We start from the raw sequence: 18796 nt of genomic DNA, 5'->3' as shown, positions 1-18796 counted from the left end.
CGGCCCCGGGTGGGAACCCGGGGCCGTGCGGTCCGTCACGAGCGGGACGGTCAGTCGTCGTCGTCCTCGTCGTCGAAGAGGTCGAGCGGGGTGACCTCCTCGGTGTCCGCGTACAGGGCGTCCTCGTAGGCCTCGAAGGCGTCGGCCACGGCGAAGAACGCGGCTTCGACGGCGGGGTCGTCCTCGCCCCGCTTGTTCTGCGCGGCCACGAGGTGTTCGTTCAGGGCGGTGGTGAGGGCCTCGAGGGCCATGCGGGCGTCAGAGCTCATGGGTGAACGGTAACCCGGTGGCCGGTGGCGCGGCCAGGGATGGGCCGTGCGGGGCCGGCCGCCGGACCCGACGTCGTCTGCCAGGATGGGCGGGTGCGTGAACAGCTGATGTCCTCGACCCTCGACGCGATCTCCCGCGGACAGAAGTGGGAGTACCTGGTGATGACGGTCGCCCCCCACGAGTCCCTCGCCGACGCCCGTCGACGCCTCGTGGAGCACGCGGAGTACGGCCAATGGGAGCTGCAGCGCTCCGTGCACTACCGCGACGGGGCGCGCCGTTACTGGATGCGCCGCCGCGTGATGCGCGTGGCCTCGACCCTGCAGACGGTCTGAGGCGCGGGCGCGACGACGGCGCCCCGGCCGTCGTCGCGCCCGCGGCCCGGATCAGCGCGGCTCCAGCATCCGCTCGAGCACCCGGCAGCCGAACTCGAGCGCGTCCACGGGCACCCGCTCGTCGATGCCGTGGAACAGGGACGTGAAGGCCAGGTCGGCGGGCAGGCGCATGGGCGCGAAGCCGTAGCCGGTGATGCCCAGCCGGGAGAGGGACTTGTTGTCCGTGCCCCCGCCGAGCATGAACGGCAGCACCTGGGCCTCGGGGTCCTCCGCCTGCAGCGAGGCGATCATCAGCTCCACCAGGTCCCCGGAGAAGGGGGTCTCCAGGGCGACGTCCCGGTGCTCGGGTGCGATGGTCACGTCCGGACCGGCGAGCTCGGCGATCGTGGCGAGGGCGGACTCCTCCTCCCCGGGGATCAGGCGCACGTCCACGGTGCCGGTGGCCGAGGACGGGATGACGTTGTGCTTGTAGCCGGCGGTCAGCCCCGTCGGGTTGGACGAGGTGCGCAGGGTGCCGGCCACCCAGGAACGGGCCTGCCCGAGCGCGTCGAGCTGCGGCGTCGGGTCCGTCTCGTCGAAGTCCACGCCCATGATCTCGGCCACCTGTTCGAGCAGCGCGCGCGTGGTCTTGGTGTACACGAGCGGCCACTCGTGCCCGCCGATGCGGGTCATGGCGCCGGCCAGCCGGGTGACCGCGTTGTCCGGGTGCGGGGCCGAGCCGTGCCCGGGGGCGCCCTCCGCAGTGAGGTTGAGCCAGGCGAGCCCCTTCTCCGCGGTCTGCACGAGGTAGGCGCGCGAGCCGTGCACCTCGGTGGAGAAGCCCCCCACCTCGGAGATCGCCTCGGTGCACCCGTCGAACACCTCGGGGTGATGGTCCACGACCCAGCGTGCGCCGTAGACGCCGCCGGCCTCCTCGTCGGCGAAGAACGCGACCGTCAGGGGTCGCCGCGGCCGGCGGCCCGTGCGGGCCAGGTGCAGCAGCACCGCGAGCACCATGGCGTCCATGCCCTTCATGTCCACGGCGCCGCGCCCCCAGATCATGCCGTCCTTGAGCTCGGCGCCGAACGGGTCCACGCTCCACTCGTCCGCCTCGGCGGGGACCACGTCCGTGTGCCCGTGGATGACGAGCCCCGGCGCCTCCGGATCCCAGCCCGGCAGGTGCCCGACGACGGAGACCCGGCCCGGCGCCGACTCGAAGAAGCGGGGGGTCATCCCCGCCTCGGTCATGAGCCGGGCGCAGTACTCCGCGGCCTCAGGCTCACCGACGGAGACGTTGCCCCCGCGGTTGGTGGTGTCGATCCGGATGAGGTCGCGGCAGATCTCCACGACGCGGTCCTCGGGGCGCGAGCGGGCGGGGTTCTCGATGTTCTCGACCATGGTTTTGAGCCTAGCCCGAACCCGTGCTATCTTTCTCGAGTTGCCCGGAGCGGGACGGACCGGACAGGACCGGAACGCGGTGGGCGACGGAGCCTCTCCCAGGGCTCCACCGATGAGCGCGAGTGGCGGAATTGGTAGACGCGCAGCGTTGAGGTCGCTGTGTCCGCAAGGACGTGGGGGTTCAAGTCCCCCCTCGCGCACCGCTCGTCGAGCAGCAGGGCCCCGGTCGTCACGACCGGGGCCCTGCGTGTTCCCCGGACCGGCGTCCCCTCTAGAGTGGTGTCTGTGCGACGGCAGGCGCCGTCGGTGGAACCGCACGACGGCATGGAGGACCTGATGGCCCTGGAAGCCCCCGCACTGCTGCACCGGCTCGCGCGAGCCCACGGGGTGCAGCCCGAGTACGTCGGGCAGGACGGCTCGGCCCAGACCGTGCCGGACGAGGCCCTCGTGAAGGTGCTCGCCGCCCTCGGGGTGTCGGTCCGTCCGGACGGGGTCGCCGCTCTGGCCGAGGCGCTGGAGGAGGCGGAGACGGCCCCCTGGCGGGACGTGCTCCCGCCCACCGTGGCCGCCCGGTCCGGTCACCGCCTGTCCGTGCCGTGCCACGTGGCCGCGGGCGAGCCGGTCGTGGCCCGCGTGCACACAGAGGACGGGCGGACCCTCGAGGTGAGCGTGAGCGAGCCGGTGTCCGAGGTCCGCCTGGTCGACGGCGTCGAGCGCGAGCGCGTCCACGTTCAGATCCCCGCCGACCTCGCCCCGGGCTGGCACCGGCTGGAGGTGACCAGCGGCTCCGGCTCCACCGCCTCCGCGGTCCTGGTCTGCGCCCCGGCCCGGCTGAGCACGCCGCGTCCCTTCCTCGAGCGCCGCGGCTGGGGCGCGGCCGCGCAGGGCTACTCGGTGACCTCGGCGGACTCGTGGGGCATCGGCGACGCGGCGGACATGGGGTCCCTGGCCGAGATCGTCGCCCGGCACGGTGCCGACTTCCTGCTGCTGCACCCCCTGCATGCGGTCGAGCCCGGCCCCCATCCGGCGGACTCCCCCTACTCCCCCGTCTCCCGTCGGTTCCTCTCGGCGCTGGTCGTGCACGTGCCCTCGATCCCCGAGTTCGCCGACCTGCCCGCCGCGGAGCAGGCGGAGCTGCGGTCGGCCGGCGCCCGCGTCCAGGCGGAGCTGGAGCGCACCGGCCGGATCGACCGGGCCGCCGTCGCCGCCGTCCTGTGGCCCGCGCTGCGCCGCGTGCACGAGGTGCCCCGCTCCCCCGAGCGCGAGGCCGCCTACGCGCGGTTCCGCGCCGAGGCCGGCCCGGGCCTGGACGACTTCGCCCTCTGGTCCGTCCTGCGCCTGGACGGCGACGGCACCGGGCCCGATCTCGCCGACCCGGCCTGGGCGCCGGGCGGGGTCGAGGCCGAGCGGGTCCGCGTCGAACGCGCGACCGACGTCGACCTGCACCGCTGGGTGCAGTGGATCGCCGCCGAGCAGCTCGCCGGCGTGCAGGAGCGGGCCCGGGCGGCCGGCATGCGCATGGGCGTCATGGTGGATCTGGCGGTCGGGGCCACCCGCGAGACCGCGGACGCGTGGATGCTCGGGGACGTGCTGGTGCCGACCATGTCCGTCGGCGCGCCGCCGGAGCTGTTCAACCAGCTGGGCCAGGACTGGTCGCAGCACCCCTGGCATCCGCGCCGTCTGGCCGAGACCGGCTACGCCGCGTTCCGGGACATGCTGCGCACCGTGCTGCGCGGCGCGGGCGGCATCCGGATGGACCACGTCCTGGGGCTGTTCCGCCTGTGGTGGATCCCGGAGGGCGCCGGCGCCACCCAGGGCGCGTACGTCGAGTACGACCACGAGGCGATGCTCGCCGTGCTCACGCTCGAGGCCGAGCGGGCCGGCGTCGTCGTGGTGGGCGAGGACCTCGGCACCTTCGAGCCGTGGGTGCAGCGTCGCCTGGCCGAGGCCGGCGTGCTCGGCACGTCGATCCTCTGGTTCGAGCAGGAGGACGGCGAGCCCACCCCGCCGGAGCGCTACCGGCGGCTGGCCATGGCGGCGGTGAACACGCATGACCTGCCGCCGACGGCCGGCTACCTCGAGGGCGTCCAGGTGGACCTGCGCGAACGGCTGGGCCTCTACACCGTGGACGTCGCCCAGGAACGCCGCCGGTCGGCGGAGGAGGTGCGCGCGTTCCTCGCCGCCGCGGCCCGGCGCGGGCTGCTCGCCGAGGCGGACGTGGACGTCCCCGACGCCGGCCCCGAGGTGCGCGAACGCCAGATCGTGGCCCTGTACCGCCTGCTCGCGCAGGCGCCCTCGGCCCTGCACAGCGTGGCGCTCGTGGACGCCGTGGGCGAGCGGCGCATCCAGAACCAGCCCGGCACTCTCCAGGACCAGTACCCGAACTGGACCGTGCCGCTCGGCGACGGCGCCGGACGGATGGTCTCCGTCGAGGACCTGGCGGACTCGGCGTCGGCGGCCCGGCTGTTCGACGCCGTGGACGCCGAACTGCGGGCGTCCGTGCCGGTGGGGATCGGGGTCAGCCTGCACACCTCCCCGCTGGCCCAGCCCGGCCGCGGCGACGCCGGCGGCATGAACGTCTACGTGCGGCAGGCCGCCGTGGCCCTGGCCCGCCGGGGCGTGCGGATGATCCTGCTGACCCGGGCGGAGGAGCCGGTGGGGCCGGACGGCGCACGGGTCCGGATGCTGGACGCCGGCGGGCAGGCCCCGCCGGTCACGGTGGTCGACCTCGCGGCCGGGCCGTCCGCTCCCGTGGCCAAGGCGGATCTGGCGGGCCTCCGCGACGAGTTCACCCGCGCGGCCCTCGACTGGCTCGCCTCGGACGCCGTGCCGGGCGGTCCCGTCCTCGGTGGAGCGGAGGCCCCCCCGGTCGCGTTCGTGCACGGCCACTACTGGCTCTCCGGGTCCACCGCCGCGGCCCTGGCGCGGGCGGCGCACGCCCCGTACCTGCAGACCATGCACACCACGGCGGCGGCGAAGATGCTCGAGGACCCCGAGCTGCGCGAGCCGGCCGCCCGGATCGAGGCCGAGCGTGAGATCGTCGGGCGAGCCGACCTGCTCGTGGTCAACTCCGCCGCCGAGGTCGCCGACCTGCGCGAGCTGCTGGACGTGCCCCGCGCCCGCACCCGGGTGCTGCCCCCCGCGGCCGACCTCGAGACGTTCACGCCGGACGGTGCCGCGCAGTGGCCGGGCGCACCGGACGACAACGGAGCCCTGCGGGTTCTGTTCGCCGGCCGCGTGCAGCGGCACAAGGGCCCGCACCTGCTCGTGTCCGCCCTCGGGGTGCTGCGCGAGCGGGCCGGTGGCAAGGGCGCCGACCCGGGCGTGCGCCTGCACGTGAACGGCGCCGATTCGGGGGACGACGAGCTGGACCTGGCGAGCCTGGCCGTGCAGGAGGGGGTCGCCGACCTGGTGACGTTCTCCGCGCCGGTGCCCGCGCCCGCCCTGGCCGCCCAGTTCCGGGCGGCGGATGTCGTGGCGATGCCGAGCGCGTCCGAGACCTACGGCCTGGTCGCCCTCGAGGCACAGGCCTGCGGCACGCCCGTGCTGGCGCACCGGGTCGGCGGACTGGTCTACGCGGTCCTCGACGGCGTGTCCGGCCACCACGTGACGGCGGGCACCCCTGAGGCGTGGGCCGATGCCCTGGCCGAGATCCTGGCGGATCGTGACGCCTGGGCCGCGCTGGGGCCCGGCGCCGTGCGTCACGCCGCCGGTCACTCGTGGGAGGCCTACGCGGACGGGCTGCTCGAGGCCGTCGCCGCCGTGCCGCGGCGGTCGCCCGGGCTGGACGCCTGAGCCGCCGCGGTCACCGGCCCGCCGAGACAGCGAGTCTCGGCGGGCCGGAGCGCGGGTCCGGTGGCCATCAGGGCTCGAGCGGAGTGATCTCCCCGGAGAAGTGCGGGCGCCGGCGCCGCGCATCCCAGCCCCACACGCGCGTGCCGCCGTCGGGCCCGGGCGCGTAGCGGACGGCCACGGTGGTCGGCAGCACGACGGGTGCCTCGAAGTCGATGTGCCAGCGGAACCCGGCGCCGGCCGGCTCACGGCCCTCGAGCATCCGGGCGGCCAGGAACATCCCGTGGGCGATCGCGCCCTTCATGCCGAACAGTCGGGCCGAGACGCCCGTCAGGTGGATCGGGTTCCAGTCTCCGGAGACGCCCGCGTACCGGCGTCCGGCCCCCGTCCCGAAGCGCCACTGGGCGGTCGGCGTCGGGGGCACGAAGTCCTCGCGGGCGGGCCGCTCGGGACGCAGGCCGGAGAGGTGGACGCCCTTGGCGAGGTACCGGGAGACGCCCTCCCACAGCAGTGCCTCCTCGCCGTCGTCGCCGGGCCCCTCGACGGTCACGACGACGTCCACGGCGGTGCCTGCGTGGTGCGGGACGAGGCCCACGGCACGCGCGGTGACGCGCAGCGGGGTCTCCGCCGCGACGGGCCGGTGGTGCAGGACGGTGTTGCTCAGGTGCACCAGTCCGGGCAGGGGCAGTGGGAACTCGGGGTCGGCCATCAGCTCCATCGCCGCACCGAACACCTGGGTGTGCACCAGGACCGAGGGCAGGTCCGCCGGATCCGCGGACCCGACGGCCCCGCGCCACGCGGACACGGCCTCGGCCGGGATGCGGTGGCCGGTCACGACCACCTGACGGTCCGGGAGCTCGCGGGGACGGCGCCGACGGACGACGGCGTCCGTGGCGGCCTGCCTGGCGGCCCGGGCGTAGAGCCGGGCGAGGGAGGGCGGGGCGGACAGCTGCGTGGTCTGCATCCTCACGCCCCCAGCTTCGACTGGCCGCAGACCCGCAGCGTGGCCCCGTTGGTGCCGCCTGCGGCGTCCGAGGCGAGCCAGGCCACCGTCTCGGCCACGTCCTGCGGCAGGCCGCCCTGCTGGAGCGAGTTGAGCCTCCGGCCCACCTCGCGCGTGGCGAGCGGGATCTTCGCGGTCATCTCGGTCTCGATGAAGCCCGGGGCCACCGCGTTGATCGTGCCCCCACGGGCCGCGAGGACCGGTGCGGAGGCCGCGGTCAGGCCGATCACCCCGGCCTTGGATGCCGCGTAGTTCGTCTGGCCGCGGTTGCCCGCGATGCCGGAGATGGAGGCCAGGCCCACGATGCGCAGCCCGTGGCCCGCCACGTCCCGGGCGTCCTCGGCGAGGAACGCCTCGTTCATGGCCAGCTGGGCCGTGGTGTTCACAGCGAGGACGGAGTCCCAGCGCGCGGCGTCCATGTTGGCCAGCATCCGGTCCCGGGTGATCCCGGCGTTGTGCACCACCACGTCCATCCGGCCGTGCCGGGTGCGGCAGTGCTCGAGGATGCGCGCGCCGGCGTCCGGCGCCGTGATGTCCAGGGCGAGCGCGGTGCCGCCCACCTCGTTCACGACCTTGGCCAGCGTCTCGCCCGCCGCCGGGACGTCCACGCCGACGACGACGGCCCCGTCGCGGGCCAGCGTCCGGACGATGGCGGCGCCGATGCCGCGGGCGGCGCCCGTGACCACGGCGACCTTGCCGGCCAGGGGGCGCGCCGCGTCGGCGGGGACCGCGCCGTCGGCGGTGGAGACGGGCACGAACTGGCCGGAGACGTACGCCGCGCGACCGGAGAGCAGGAACGCGAGCGCGCCGGCCGCACCGGGGGCAGTGAGCGGCACGCCCTCGCCCAGGACGAGGCCGTTGGCGGTGCCGCCACGGCGCATCTCGTGCGCGATCGAGCGGGTCAGGCCCGTCACGCCCTGGCGGGCGGCGCGCAGGGCCGGGTCCGTGGCGGCCTCGGGGTCCTCGAACACGGTCACCACGCGCGAGGAGGAGCCCAGCGAGCGCAGCGCGCCGCCGATCTCCAGCGCCACCGCGCCGAGGTCCGCGGGCGTGGCGACCCCGTCGAAGCACGCGACGATCGCCGCGTGGCGGGCGCCCTCCCGGGGGGCGTCGGCGACCTCGAGGCCCCACGAGGCCAAGAGGGTGCGGGCGTCCGCGGCTGCGGGGGTCGCGCCCAGGACGAGCACGGAGCCGGGCAGCACGGGGTCGCCGGGGGTGTGCCGGCGCAGCTCGACGGGCTGAGGCAGGCCCAGGGCGTCGGTGAGGCGGCGGCCCAGGGGCGAGGCGACGAAGGTGCCGTAACGGTCGGTCATGGTCGGTCCTCTCGGGTCGGGTCGGTCGGGGCTCAGCGGCCGCGGAGCAGGGCGACGATGCCCTGGCCGCCGGCGGCACAGACGGAGATGAGGCCGAGGGAGCCCTCCCCCTTCTCATGCAGCATCTTGGCCAGCAGGGCGACGATGCGGCCGCCGGTGGCGGCGAAGGGGTGACCGGCCGCCAACGAGGAACCGTGCACGTTGAGCCGGGCGCGGTCCACCGAGCCCAGCGCACCCGGCAGCCCGAGGCGCTCGCGGCAGTACTCCTCGTCCTCCCAGGCGGCGAGGGTGGACAGGACGGTGCCGGCGAACGCCTCGTGGATCTCCACGAAGTCGAGGTCGTCGAGGGTGAGCCCGTGCCGGGCCAGCAGGCGCGGGACGGCGTAGGCCGGGGCCATGAGCAGGCCCTCGTGCCCGTCGACGAAGTCCACGGCGGCGTTCTCCATGTCCACGAACTCGGCGAGCACGGGAAGCCCGCGCTCGGCGGCCCACTCCTCGGAGGAGAGCAGCACCGCGGAGGCGCCGTCGGTGAGCGGGGTGGAGTTGGCGGCCGTCATGGTCGCCTCGTCCCCCAGCTGGCGACCGAACGCGGGCTTCAGGCCGGCCAGCTTCTCCGGCGTGGAGTCGGGGCGGAGGTTGTTGTCGCGGGCCAGGCCGTGGAACGGGGTCACCAGATCGTCCATGTACCCGGCGGCGTACGCGGCGCCGAGGTTCCGGTGGGAGGCCGCGGCGAGCTCGTCCTGGGCCTGACGGGTGATGCCCCACTTGTGGGTGGTCAGGGCCTGGTGCTCGCCCATGGACATGCCGGTGCGCGGCTCGCCCGCACCGGCCGGCTCGGGCACGAGCTGCCCGGGGCGCAGCTGGGCGAGGGCGCGCAGGCGGTCCTTCATGGTCTTGGCGGTGTTCAGCTGCAGCAGCACGCGGCGCGCACCGTCGGAGAGCGAGACGGGTGCGTCCGAGATCGAGTCCACGCCGCCGCCGATGGCGGAGTCGAGCTGACCGAGCCGGATCTTGTTGGCCAGGGTGCCCAGGGCCTCCATGCCGGTGGCGCAGGCCACCTGGACGTCGGCGGCCGGGGTCGCGGCGGAGAGCGCGGAGCCCAGGACGGCCTCGCGGGTGAGGTTGAAGTTGCGCGGGTGCTTGAGGACGGCGCCGGCGGTGACCTGACCGAGGCGCTCGCCCTGGAGCCCGAACCGCGCGACGAGGCCGTCGAGCGTGGCCGTGAGCATCTCCTGGTTCCCGACCTCGGCATAGGCGGTGTTGGCACGGGCGAAGGGGATGCGGTTGCCGCCCAGGATGACGGCGGGGCGCAGCGCTCCACCGGCGACGGCGGGGCGGGAGGCGGTCTCGGACGCGGGGGTCTCGTGGTGGGTCATGACGGTCCTCTCGACGGCGGGCCCACCGCCGACGCGGCGGGGGCGTTGTCACCCCGGACGATACGGACGATACGGACGTCGGCGGGGTGGGTGACTGTGATCCACAGTACCTGATACGCTCGGTTTCGTGAATCCCGTCACGTCCACCGCCCGGGACGGTCGCAGCGTCCGCTGGGACCGGCACCGCGCCGAGCGCCGTCTGGAACTGGTCCGGGCCGCCCGGTCGGCCGTGCACGCCCTGGGCGCACACGCCTCGATGGAGGAGATCGCGTCCCACGCGGGCACCTCCAAGACCGTCTACTACCGCTATTTCGGCGACCGCGAGGGCCTGCGCCTGGCGGTGTCCGAGCGGGTCACCGCCCACATGGAGCGCCGCCTGCTCGAGGTCGCGGACGAACCGGTCTCCGAACCCGAGGCGCTGCGTCGCATGGTCGAGGTGTACCTCACGGTCGCGGCGACGTCGCCCGAGGTGTACGCGTTCGCCGTCGCCCCGTCCCCCGCCGCGGCCGAGGCCCCTGTGCTGGGCCCGTTCCTCGAGCGCGTCTACGCCATGCTCGAGTCGGGCCTGGCGCGCGGGATGGCCGCGCGGGGCCACGCCCCGGCGCCGGCGGACCCGCTCGCCCTGTGGCCGCGCGCCGCCGTCGGCCTCGTCCGGGCCGCCGCCGAGACCTGGCTGCGGACCCCGGCCGCCGGTCGCATCCCGGTCGAGGCGATGGCCCGCGCCATCGCCGACTGGCTGCTCACCGGCCTCATCGGCGCCGCGCCCGGCGCCGCCCTCGAACCCGCGGCGGCGGACGCCGTCCGCGCCCGCCCCCACTCACGAACAGGAGCATCGTCATGACCGTCCACGAGAAGCTCGCCCCCCAGTCCTCGACGCCCAGCACCGAGGTTCCCTCCGACGTCGCCGAGATCGCGCCCGAGCGGCCGACGCCCGGCTCCCTCGACGCCGCGGCCCTCGAGGAGGCCCTCCTCGGCCGCTGGGCCGCGGAGCGCCGCGAATCCCGCGAACTGGTCAAGGATCCCGCCCTGTGGCGCGACCCGCTGCTCGGCATGGACGAGCACCGCGCCCGCGTCCTGCGGCAGCTGGGCGTCCTCGTGGAGCGCAACGCGGTCCACCGCGCCTTCCCGCGCGAGTTCGGCGGCGAGGACAACCACGGCGGCAACCTCGCCGCCTTCGGTGACCTCGTGCTCGCCGACCCCTCCCTGCAGATCAAGGCCGGTGTGCAGTGGGGCCTGTTCAGCTCGGCGATCCTGCACCTGGGCACCGCGGAGCACCACCGCCGGTGGCTGCCGGGCGCGATGGACCTGAGCGTCCCGGGCGCCTTCGCCATGACCGAGATCGGGCACGGCTCGGACGTCGCCTCGATCGCGACGACCGCCACGTACGACGAGGCGACCCAGGAGTTCGTCATCCACACCCCGTTCAAGGGCGCCTGGAAGGACTACCTCGGCAACGCCGCGCTGCACGGCAGGGCGGCCACGGTCTTCGCGCAGCTGATCACCCGGGGCGTCAACCACGGCGTGCACTGCTTCTACGTCCCCATCCGGGACGAGGAGGGCGCCTTCCTGCCCGGCGTGGGCGGCGAGGACGACGGCCTCAAGGGCGGACTGAACGGCATCGACAACGGCCGTCTGCACTTCACTCAGGTCCGCATCCCGCGCACCAACCTCCTCAACCGCTACGGCGACGTGGCCGAGGACGGCACCTACTCCTCGCCCATCGCCTCCCCCGGGCGTCGCTTCTTCACGATGCTCGGCACGCTCGTCCAGGGCCGCGTCTCCCTGTCCCTCGCCGCCACCACGGCCTCCTTCCTCGGCCTGCACGGTGCGCTGGCCTACGCGGAGCAGCGCCGCCAGTTCAAGGCCTCCGACCCGCAGCGGGAGGAGGTGCTGCTGGACTACCAGAACCACCAGCGCCGCCTCATCGACCGCCTGGCCCGCGCCTACGCGGACGCCTTCGCCTCCAACGAGCTCGTCGAGAAGTTCGACGACGTCTTCTCGGGCCGCTCCGACACGGACGTGGACCGGCAGGAGCTCGAGACGCTCGCCGCGGCCGTGAAGCCGCTGACCACGTGGCACGCCCTGGACACCCTGCAGGAGGCCCGCGAGGCGTGCGGCGGCGCCGGGTTCCTCGCCGAGAACCGGGTGGCCCAGATGCGCGCCGACCTGGACGTGTACGTCACGTTCGAGGGCGACAACACGGTGCTCCTGCAGCTCGTGGGCAAGCGTCTGCTGACCGACTACTCGAAGGAGTTCGGACGTCTCAATGTGGGCGCCGTCTCCCGCTACGTGGTCCATCAGGCCTCGGACGCCCTCCACCGTGCGGGCCTGCACAAGGCCGTCCAGTCCGTGGCCGACGGCGGGTCCGAGCGCCGCTCGGCGAACTGGTTCAAGGACCCCGCCGTCCAGCATGAGCTGCTCACCGAGCGCGTCCGTGCCAAGACCGCCGACATCGCCGGCACCCTCTCGGGGGCCCGGGGCAAGGGCCAGGCGGCGCAGGCGGAGGCGTTCAACACGCGCCAGCACGAGCTCATCGAGGCCGCCCGCAACCACGGCGAGCTGCTGCAGTGGGAGGCCTTCACCCGCGCCCTGGAGGGCATCACGGATGAGACCACGAAGACCGTCCTGACGTGGCTGCGCGACCTGTTCGCGCTGCGCCTCATCGAGGACGACCTCGGCTGGTTCGTGGCCCACGGCCGCGTCTCGAGCCAGCGCGCCCGGGCCCTGCGCGGCTACGTCAACCGGCTGGCCGAGCGGCTGCGCCCCTTCGCCCTCGAGCTCGTCGAGTCGTTCGGCCTCGAGCCCGAGCACCTGCGCATGGCGGTGGCCACGGACGCCGAGACCCAGCGCCAGGAGGAGGCCCACGCCTGGTTCACGGCCCGCCGGGCCGCCGGCGAGGAGCCGGAGGATGAGAAGGCCGTGCGCGCCCGCGAGAAGGCGGCGCGGGGTCGCCGCGGCTGACCGTGGCCGTCCCCGGACGCACACGGGCCCCCGTCACCTCGCGGTGGCGGGGGCCCGTGTGCGTGGTCGGGCGGGCTCAGCGCAGCACGGCCTCGTAGACCTCGATCGTGCGCTCCGCGATGGTCTCCCACGAGAAGTGCTCGATCGCGCGGGCCCGGCCGGCCTCACCCATCGCGCGGGCGCGCTCCGGGTCCTCCACGACGCGGGTGAGCGCGGCCGCGAAGTCGGCGGCGAACCTCTCCTCGTCCACGGGCGCCCCCGTGCCGTCGTCGACCTGCTCGAAGGGGACGAGCAGGCCGGTCTCGCCGTCCTGCACGACCTCCGGGATGCCGCCCACGGCGGAGGCGACGACGGCGGTGCCGCACGCCATCGCCTCGAGGTTGACGATGCCCAGCGGCTCGTAGACCGAGGGGCAGGCGAACACGGTGGCGGCCGTGAGGATCTCCATCACCTCGTGGCGCGGGATCATCCCCTCGATCACGACGACGCCCTGGCGGGTGCGCCGCAGCTCGGAGATCAACTCGTTCACCTCGTGCGCCAGCTCCGCGGTGTCCGGGGCGCCCACGCACAGCACGAGCTGGACGTCCTCCGGCAGCCGCAGGGCCGCACGGAGCAGGTGGGGCACGCCCTTCTGGCGCGTGATGCGGCCGACGAACGCGACGGAGGGCTTGTCCGGGTCGATTCCGTACTTCTCCAGTGCGGCGGTGCCGGTCTGCGGGGTCCAGACCTGCGTGTCGATGCCGTTGTGGACCGTGTGCACCTTCGCCGGGTCCACGTCCGGGTAGCAGGCCAGGATGTCCCGGCGCATGCCGTCCGAGACCGCGATGACCGCGTCCGCCCCGAGGTACGCCGTGCGCTCGGCCCAGCTGGACAGGGCGTAGCCGCCGCCGAGCTGCTCCGCCTTCCAGGGGCGCAGCGGCTCGAGGGAGTGCGCGGAGAGGACGTGGGGGGTCTGGTGCAGGAGCTTGCCGAGGTGGCCGGCCAGGTTGGCGTACCAGGTGTGGGAGTGGATGACGTCGGCGCCCTCGAGGTCGCCGAGGATCGTGAGGTCGGTGGCCAGGGTCTGCACGGCCCCGTTGGCGGCGTCGAACCCGGGCGGGTTCGGGTACGTCAGGACGCGGGCCCCGTGGTAGTCCGGGTCGCGCGGCGCGCCGAAGGCGTGCACGCGGACGTCGGCGCGGGAGGCCAGGACACGGGTCAGCTCGGCGACGTGGACGCCGGCACCGCCGTAGATGGACGGGGGGAACTCTTTGCTCACGATGTCGATGCGCACGCCCCCAACCTAGTTCAGCCCGGCGGGGGTCGATAGTCTGGCGGCACGGATGCCCCGCACGCCCCGAGCACGCGTGCGGGTCGCGACGACCCGGCTCACGAGGAGTGACGCAGATGGTGCAGAAGAAGGTCCTCTCGGTCGTGCTGGCGGGCGGTGAGGGCAAGCGCCTGATGCCGCTGACGGCCGACCGTGCCAAGCCGGCCGTCCCGTTCGGCGGCACGTACCGCCTCATCGACTTCGCGCTGTCCAACCTGGTCAACAGCCGGTACCGCGAGATCGTCGTGCTGACGCAGTACAAGTCGCACTCGCTGGACCGCCACATCTCCGAGACGTGGCGGATGTCCACGCTGCTGAACAACTACGTGGCCTCCGTGCCGGCACAGCAGCGCCGGGGCAAGGACTGGTTCACGGGCAGCGCGAACGCCATCTATCAGTCCATGAACCTGATCCACGACGCACGGCCGGACATCGTCGTCGTCATCGGCGCGGACCACGTCTACCACATGGACTTCCAGCAGATGGTGGACCAGCACATCGCCTCGGGCGCCAAGGCGACCGTGGCCGCGGTGCGCCAGCCGCTCGAGCTGGCCTCCTCGTTCGGGGTGATCGAGACGGACCCACAGGACAGGACGCGGATCTCGGCGTTCGTGGAGAAGCCGGAGACGACCCCCGGCCTGCCGGACGACCCCACGCAGTTCCTGGCCTCGATGGGCAACTACGTGTTCGACACCGACGCCCTCGTGGCGGCGCTGAACCAGGACGAGGAGAACCCCGAGTCGAACAACGACATGGGCGGGGACATCATCCCGCTGTTCGTGGAGCGTGGCGAGGCCGGGGTGTACGACTTCACCGCCAACGAGGTGCCCGGGGGCACGGCCGGCAAGCACTACTGGCGGGACGTCGGCACCCTGGACTCCTACTACGACGCGCACATGGACCTGGTGCAGCCGTGGCCGGAGTTCAACCTCTACAACCGCGAGTGGCCGCTCTACACCCGCCAGTCCGTCTCCCCGCCCGCCAAGCTCGTGCGCTCATCCACCCGCCGCCCCGGCTCGGCGAACGACTCGATCCTCTCCCAGGGCGTGGTCATCTCCGGCGGCACCGTGGCCCAGTCCGTGCTCTCCACGGACGTGCGCGTGCACAACGAGGCGTGGGTGGAGCAGTCGGTGCTGTTGGACTCCGTCGTGATCGGCGAGGGGGCCCACGTGCGCAACGCGATCCTGGACAAGAACGTGGTCGTGCCCCCGGGAGCGCGCATCGGCTTCGACCGCGCCGAGGACGAGGCGAACGGCTACACCGTGACAGAATCCGGCCTGACGGTGCTCTCCAAGGGCCAGCCCGTCCCGAAGCCGCACTGACGCGGCCCCGGGCCGCCGGTCCCGGACCACCGCCGACGCGCGGGCACGCCCCGGTGTGTCCGCGCGTCGCCGTCCCCGCTGGATCCCCGACCGGAGGCTCGCCTTGACCGACACCACCCCCGACCTCGACGCCACCAACGTCACCCGCGCTGAGGCCGCGGACCGCTCCCGCCTGCTCACGGTGCAGGACTACGTCGTGGACGTGGACCTCTCCGACGCCCGGGACGCCGCGACCGACACCTATCCGGTCCGCACCGTGATCCGCTTCTCGTGCGCCGAGCCGGGCGCGGACACCCACCTGGACTGGATCCACGGCGGTGTGGAGTCGGTGACCCTCAACGGCACGGCACTGGACGTGGCCGAGGTCGTGGGCGAGGCCCGGGTGCTGCTGCCCGACCTGGCGGCGCAGAACGTGGTCGAGCTGGTCGGCCGGTCCGTGTACTCCCGGTCGGGCGAGGGCCTGCACCGCTTCACGGACCCCGCCGACGGCGAGGTCTACCTCTACACCCAGTACGAGCCCGCCGACGCGCGCCGCGTGTTCCCGGACTTCGAGCAGCCGGACCTCAAGGCCGCCTTCACCTTCTCCCTCACCGGACCCGAGGACTGGGTGCTGGCCTCGAACCGGCCGGAGGTCTCCCGGACGCCGACCGGGGACGGTGTCGTCCGGGTGGAGTTCGCCCCGACGCTCCCCCAGTCCACCTACATCACGACGCTGCTCGCCGGCCCCTATGCGCAGTGGGAGGACGCCTGGGACGGTCACCCGGCCAGCGGTGCGCAGGCCGTGCCGCTGCGGCTGTTCACCCGGCGCACGATGGCCGACGCGTTCGACCCCGAGGCCGTGTTCGACGTGACGAAGCGGGGGCTGACGTTCTTCCACGACCTCTTCGGCGTCGCGTACCCGTGGGGCAAGTACGACCAGGCGTTCGTGCCCGAGTACAACCTCGGCGCCATGGAGAACCCGGGCCTCGTGACCTTCACCGAGGACTTCGTGTTCACCTCGCGGGCCACCGCGGTCCAGTACGAGGGCCGCGCCAACGTGATCCTGCACGAGATGGCGCACATGTGGTTCGGCGACCTCGTGACGATGCACTGGTGGGACGACCTGTGGCTCAAGGAGTCGTTCGCGGACTACATGGGCGCCCTCGGCGTGGACGAGGCCACCGACTTCCGGACCGCGTGGGTGACCTTCGCGTCCCGCCGCAAGGCCTGGGCGTACGTGCAGGACCAGATGCCGACGACGCACCCCATCGTCGCGGACATCGTCGACCTCGAGGCCGCCCGTCAGAACTTCGACGGGATCACCTACGCCAAGGGCGCCTCCGTGCTCAAGCAGCTGGCCGCCTACGTGGGCCGTGACGCGTTCCTCGACGCCGCACATCGCTACTTCGCCGCCCACGCGTGGGGCAACGCCTCCCTCGCCGACTTCATGGCGGTCCTCGAGGCCGCCTCGGGGCGGGACATGCGCGCGTGGGCGGACGCGTGGCTGCACACCTCCGGCGTGCCCCGGCTGCGGGTCGACGTCGACGGCGACGCCCCGGTGCTGCGCCAGGAGGGCGCGGACCCGGTCACGGGCGGGCCGATCCTCCGCCCGCACGTGCTGAAGGTCGGCGTCTTCACGCCCGGGCAGGACGGCGTCCTGCGCCGCACCGCCCAGGTCACCGCCGATGTGCCGGGTGGGGCGGAGGGCGCGGCCGTGCCCCTGCCGGACCTCGAGGTGCCCGGGGGCGTCCGCCTCGTGCTGCCCAACGACGAGGACCTCACCTACGCCGCCGTCGCGCTCGACGCGGGCTCGCTGCGCGCGGCCCTGACGCACCCCATCGCGGACCCGCTCGCGGAGGCCACCGTGTGGGCCGCCCTGTGGTCGATGACCCGCGACGGCGAGCTGCCGGTCGCCCGGTTCCTGGACGCGGTGGCGACGCTGTCCGCGCGGATCGCGACCGTGGGCGTGCACGCGCAGGTGCTGGCGCAGGCCGCCGCGGCCGTGGGCCAGTACGCCCGCGCCGAGGACCGGGACGCGCTGCGCGCCCGGCTGGGCGAGGTGCTGGCCGAACAGACCCGGACGCTCGAGGCCGGCTCCGACCGCCAGCGCACCGCGGCCCGCATGTGGGCGACGCTGGCGCGGGCCGACGTCGGGATGGCCGCGGCCCTCGAGGCCGCCCTGCTCGGCGAGGACGCGGCGACGTCGGCGCCGGGCCTGGCGATCGACGCGGAGCTGCGCTGGCTCGTGCTCCAGGCCCTCGCCGCGACCGGCCGGGCCGACCAGGACCGCCTGGACGCGGAGCTCGAGGCCGGCCGCACCGCCCAGACGGTCACGTGGCATCGCCTCGCCACGGCCGCCCGCCCCGATGCCGAGGTCAAGGCCGCGGCGTGGGAGGCGGTCATGTCCGGTCGCACGGCCACCGGCACGGAGCTGTCCAACGACCTGCTCTCGGCCACGGCGGCCGGCTTCGCCGCGGGCGAGGTCGAGCTCCTCGCCCCCTACGAGTCCGGCTTCTGGCCGCGCCTGACCTCGGTGTGGGCCTCACGATCCAACGGGCTGGCCTCGCGCGCGATCGGCGGGCTGTTCCCGGGCCGCCAGGACGCGGTGGCCGGCGACGCGGACGCGCAGGAGTCGCACCCGACGCTGGCCGCGGCCCAGCGCTGGCTGGACGAGCACCCCGACGCCCCGGGGGCCCTGCGGCGCCTGGTCGTGGAGCACACGGACGCCCTGCGGCGGTCCCTGCGCGTGCAGGCGGCGCAGCCGGCGGGCTGAGCGGTAAGTCCTCCCGCGCAGAGTGGTCACGACACGCCGCCTCCCCTCGGGCGAGGCGGCGTGTCGTGACCATTCCAGCTCAGGGCGCGGCGACGCGGAGCACGCGTTCCCGGCCCACCCGGCGCAGGCCCACGGCGTCGGCGGCGCGCTGGGCGTCCCGGTCGCGCATCCCCACCCGCTCGACGACGACGGGCCGCGTCTCCAGCACGGCCGTCAGTTCGGCGTGGCGCGCCACGTGCGCGGCCCCGCCGTCCGGGTCGAGGGACAGCGCCTGCCGGTCGGCCGCGTGGAGCCAGGCCGCCGACACGTCCTCCACCGGGCGGCGCAGGTGCGCGCCGAGGGAGGCGTCGTCGAGCAGGTCGGAGACGTCGGCGTCCGCGAGGCGGGCCACGAGTGCGGGTGGCCCGGCGACCACCGCGGTCGTGTGCAGCAGGACCACGTGCAGCAGCTCCGGGCCGGCGTCCGCGGCGGGCGCGAGCACGACGCCCGGGTCCTCCCACGCCGTCGGCGCGACGCCGAGTCCCGCGGCCAGCCCGGTCCGCAGCGCGGCGGTCGCGTCGGCGCCCAGCACGTCGGCCGGCGCGACCGTGCCGAGGGCCAGCGGGTGGACGCCGAGCAGCCGGTTCAGGGCGCGGGCCTCGCGGTGCGCCCGGTCCACGAGGGCGGCCAGCTCGGGCGAGGTCTCCCCCACGAGCGGCAGCTCGCGCAACGTTGCGGCCCCCACCGGCACCCCGGCCTCGGCCGCGACCGCTGCCAGCGCGTCCCAGTGTCGCGTCTCCTCCTGGGCAGGCGTGCGGCCGCCGCCCGGCTCGTCCAGCCGCGGTCCGTGAGCAGAGGCACGCGGCGGCCGGAGGCCAGCTCCAGCTCGAGGGCGCAGTGGACGTCCACGGTCGACCGTGGGCGCCCCGGGGCGTCGGAGCGGGCGATCAGGCGGACGGGGGCGTCGTCGTCGGGGGTCATGGTCCGATCCTGACAGAGCCGCCCCGCCA

13 protein-coding genes and 1 tRNA gene are annotated in these 18796 nt (G+C 74.5%); 7 read left to right on the top strand and 7 right to left on the bottom strand.

What is annotated here, in order from left to right; translation table 11 throughout:
- Positions 1-50: 50 nt before the first annotated feature.
- On the bottom strand, positions 51-269 hold the full coding sequence (locus AC3RJ9_RS05585) for a hypothetical protein (protein ID WP_036315190.1): 219 nt from the start codon (positions 267-269) through the stop codon (positions 51-53).
- Positions 270-362: 93 nt separating this feature from the next.
- Here AC3RJ9_RS05585 and AC3RJ9_RS05580 point away from each other — a divergent pair, with 93 nt between their 5' ends.
- Complete coding sequence (locus AC3RJ9_RS05580; RefSeq protein ID WP_101967452.1) at positions 363-602, top strand: DUF5703 family protein; 240 nt, start codon at positions 363-365, stop codon at positions 600-602.
- 51 nt (positions 603-653) lie between these two features.
- Here the strand turns inward: AC3RJ9_RS05580 and AC3RJ9_RS05575 are convergent, their stop codons facing one another.
- A complete protein-coding gene (locus tag AC3RJ9_RS05575) occupies positions 654-1979 on the bottom strand; it encodes a M20/M25/M40 family metallo-hydrolase (RefSeq protein WP_036384810.1) in 1326 nt (441 codons plus the stop codon).
- A 116-nt stretch (positions 1980-2095) separates the two neighbouring features.
- On the opposite strand from AC3RJ9_RS05575, the gene AC3RJ9_RS05570 reads away from it, so the two are divergent.
- Together AC3RJ9_RS05570 and malQ are read left to right on the top strand one after the other, a co-directional pair.
- A tRNA-Leu gene (locus AC3RJ9_RS05570) sits at positions 2096-2179 on the top strand.
- A gap of 85 nt (positions 2180-2264) precedes the next feature.
- Positions 2265-5774, top strand: coding sequence for a 4-alpha-glucanotransferase (malQ, locus tag AC3RJ9_RS05565; RefSeq protein WP_123243846.1), 3510 nt, complete (start codon positions 2265-2267; stop codon positions 5772-5774).
- A gap of 67 nt (positions 5775-5841) precedes the next feature.
- On the opposite strand, the gene AC3RJ9_RS05560 is transcribed toward malQ, so the two are convergent.
- Genes AC3RJ9_RS05560 through AC3RJ9_RS05550 form a run of 3 tightly spaced genes read right to left on the bottom strand, consistent with a single transcriptional unit; the run spans position 5842 to position 9463 of the window.
- Positions 5842-6735, bottom strand: a complete 894-nt coding sequence (locus AC3RJ9_RS05560; protein ID WP_036336859.1) for a MaoC family dehydratase — start codon at positions 6733-6735, stop codon at positions 5842-5844.
- Between the two features lie 2 nt (positions 6736-6737).
- Positions 6738-8087, bottom strand: a complete 1350-nt coding sequence (locus tag AC3RJ9_RS05555; protein ID WP_489727722.1) for a 3-oxoacyl-ACP reductase — start codon at positions 8085-8087, stop codon at positions 6738-6740.
- Positions 8088-8119: 32 nt separating this feature from the next.
- Positions 8120-9463 (bottom strand): acetyl-CoA C-acetyltransferase, encoded by a 1344-nt coding sequence (locus AC3RJ9_RS05550; protein ID WP_036315208.1) that lies wholly within the window; start codon positions 9461-9463, stop codon positions 8120-8122.
- Positions 9464-9590: 127 nt separating this feature from the next.
- On the opposite strand from AC3RJ9_RS05550, the gene AC3RJ9_RS05545 reads away from it, so the two are divergent.
- The gene (locus AC3RJ9_RS05545; RefSeq protein ID WP_036315211.1) at positions 9591-10304 is read left to right on the top strand and encodes a TetR/AcrR family transcriptional regulator; all 714 of its coding nucleotides are present in this window, start codon (positions 9591-9593) and stop codon (positions 10302-10304) included.
- A complete protein-coding gene (locus tag AC3RJ9_RS05540; protein ID WP_044658927.1) occupies positions 10301-12424 on the top strand; it encodes an acyl-CoA dehydrogenase family protein in 2124 nt (707 codons plus the stop codon). Before AC3RJ9_RS05545 ends, AC3RJ9_RS05540 begins: the two co-directional genes overlap by 4 nt.
- A gap of 76 nt (positions 12425-12500) precedes the next feature.
- Here the strand turns inward: AC3RJ9_RS05540 and glgA are convergent, their stop codons facing one another.
- Complete coding sequence (gene glgA, locus AC3RJ9_RS05535) at positions 12501-13697, bottom strand: glycogen synthase (RefSeq protein ID WP_044658928.1); 1197 nt, start codon at positions 13695-13697, stop codon at positions 12501-12503.
- Positions 13698-13810: 113 nt separating this feature from the next.
- Between glgA and glgC the strand changes: the two genes are divergently transcribed.
- Both glgC and pepN read left to right on the top strand, forming a co-directional pair.
- Positions 13811-15055 carry a glucose-1-phosphate adenylyltransferase gene (glgC, locus tag AC3RJ9_RS05530; protein WP_036383376.1) on the top strand — a complete coding sequence of 415 codons (1245 nt, stop codon included), beginning with the start codon at positions 13811-13813 and terminating at the stop codon, positions 15053-15055.
- 103 nt (positions 15056-15158) lie between these two features.
- Complete coding sequence (gene pepN, locus AC3RJ9_RS05525) at positions 15159-17807, top strand: aminopeptidase N (RefSeq protein ID WP_206495729.1); 2649 nt, start codon at positions 15159-15161, stop codon at positions 17805-17807.
- A 79-nt stretch (positions 17808-17886) separates the two neighbouring features.
- On the opposite strand, the gene AC3RJ9_RS05520 is transcribed toward pepN, so the two are convergent.
- Entirely contained in the window at positions 17887-18516 is a 630-nt protein-coding gene (locus AC3RJ9_RS05520; protein WP_241252405.1) for a hypothetical protein, read from the bottom strand.
- Between the last annotated feature and the right edge of the window lie 280 nt (positions 18517-18796).

The organism is Micrococcus sp. 63XJN7_6_ISO-PGPR-S23-444, from assembly GCF_058072765.1.
This window is presented reverse-complemented; position numbering and strand designations above follow the sequence as displayed.